Raw genomic sequence first — 2,295 nt, 5'->3', positions numbered from 1 at the left:
GTATAATACCGCGTGTATAACAAGAGTATAAGATGGAATGTTAATAATTCAGCTAAGTATCGAATAAATGACGGCAACATTTACAACTGAAAATATTATTTATAATTAAATGTGTTATTAACGACACCATAAACTCGGTAAGGAGCGCTAACATAACGCGCTCCTTTCGTCGATGAAGTCAGCGTGCCTTGCGACACCCGCACGTTTAGACTTTAAATTGACCGACCAAAGTGTCGAGATCACGGCCCAATGCGCTGAGTTCAGCCGCCGCACTTGACGATGCTTCACTCGAAGTTAACAGGCTAGCCACAATATCACGTATCGAAATGAGGTTACGATGAATGTCTTCTGTGACTGTCGTCTGCTCCGATGCAGCACTGGCAATTTGCGACGTCATATCGTTCACTTGCGAGAATGCCGCACTCACCGAAGTAATACGCTCACCGATATCTGCCGACGTTTTTGCCATGGTTTGGCATTCTTGATCACTTTCAGCAATGGTTTTCACCGCACTATCAACATGCACATGCAGGCCATCCAGCATGTCACGGATCTCGTGCGTGCTGGTTTGAGTTCGGCTGGCCAGTGTTCTTACTTCGTCCGCCACAACCGCGAAGCCTCTGCCCTGCTCACCGGCACGCGCAGCCTCAATGGCCGCATTTAATGCAAGTAGATTGGTTTGCTCTGCGATCCCACCAATCACCGACAACACCGATGTAATTTTATCTGACTGCTCCTTAAGTTGGTCAACTTCATTACTCGACTGACCCATTCGTTCAACGAGGCGCTCAACCGCGGCGATAGAGTCATGCACTTGTGATTGGGCATCTTTCGCATCTTGTGTCGCGGATGTTGCCGCATCAGCGACCTGAGTGGTATTTTGCGCTACTTCCTGAGCAGCGGAGCTCATTTCGGTGACGGCCGTGACCACTTGCTCGGTCTCGTTATCATGGACTTGTAGCTTTTCCGCCACCTCAGAGGTTTGTTGTGCCATATCACTGGCCGTACTCGTCACTTGCGTTGTGACCTGGGCGACCCGCTGAATGGTGTGCTGGAGTTTTTCAACAAAGCGATTAAAAGCATGGCCAAGCTGAGCAATTTCATCATGCCCGTGAATACTCAAACGCTGGGTCAGATCACCCTCACCACTGGCAATGTCATTAAGTTTTTCCAGCATATTATTAACAGGCTGCCCCATGCGCTGCGCAAACCAACCCACGATCAAGCCGGTGATAATGACCGTCCCTAACCCAAGTAGCGTTAAGCGCCAAATTTGCTCATCAAGTGCCTCTTTAGCTTCCAAGCGATAGGTAGCCACTTCGCGCTCAATATCATCGATATAAGCGCCTGTACCGAGCATCCACTGGTTATTATTCACCATCACGGCGTAGCCAATTTTATCAATGAGTTCATTGGTACCCGGCTTTTCAAACATAAAGTTAAAATAGCCATCGCCACGCTGCGCCGTTTCTAATAGCCCTTGAATCACCTTGTTCCCTTTGGGATCGGTCAGGCCAATCAGATTTTTACCCTCTAAGCTTGGCTTCATCGGATGAAAAACGTTCACGCCTTTTTTATCATACATAAAAAAGTAACCTGAATCGCCAAACTGCACGTCACTGAGTGCGGTTTTCACCTCGGCTAGACGCGCCTGACTGTTGCCAGGATTAATGCGCTTAACCATATTTTCCGCGACTTGCGTCACTTCTTTGAGTTGGTTCTTGCGCTCATTGACCAGCTTATCGCGAAATGTGGCGATATTTTGTTCAATAAGCGCCTGTTCATTATAGGCAGTCACTGCGCTGGTGATAAAAATAGACACAATAAGTGGCACAATGGCAAGCAACAGTAACTTTGCTTTAAACATCAACTTCATTGTCATCGACCTTATAGATTATATTTGTTAGTCAAGAGTACTACTTTATTAGGCAGGGTAAAATATAAGCAGCTGTTTACACACAGAAAAAGTAGGAGAAATTGTAGAAGATGTGATGTAGGTAAAAGTCGTGCCTTCATTGGCAGTGCGTCATACTTGCTGTTTGAAACACGCTGGTCGTTTTGCTCAACCGCGCTGTCACCCGTTTACGTTACAGAAGTGCCTGTTCTCGCTCTTCTCCGTATTCTGTAAGCGCAGCGCTCCGTATTCCCATTCACGAATACAGATTACTGAATACAGAGTACAGAAAAAGCAAGAGCGCCGATGCGAGCACGAAGCGTCTCTTTCCCGTACTCTGTAAGCGCAGCGCTCCGTATTCCCATTCACGAATACAGATTACTGAATACAGAGTACAGAAA

General features: G+C 46.9%; 1 protein-coding gene. It reads right to left on the bottom strand.

Features of this window, described 5'->3' with window-relative positions:
• Nucleotides 1-205 precede the first annotated feature (205 nt).
• Entirely contained in the window at nucleotides 206-1,867 is a 1,662-nt protein-coding gene (locus BZG80_RS15585) for a methyl-accepting chemotaxis protein (RefSeq protein ID WP_198532970.1), read from the bottom strand.
• Between the last annotated feature and the right edge of the window lie 428 nt (nucleotides 1,868-2,295).

The organism is Salinivibrio sp. MA440 (genome assembly GCF_001996265.1).
In the GTDB taxonomy this organism is placed as follows: domain Bacteria; phylum Pseudomonadota; class Gammaproteobacteria; order Enterobacterales; family Vibrionaceae; genus Salinivibrio; species Salinivibrio costicola.
Note: the sequence above shows the minus strand (reverse complement) of the source record. Positions and strands in the feature narration are given on the sequence as shown.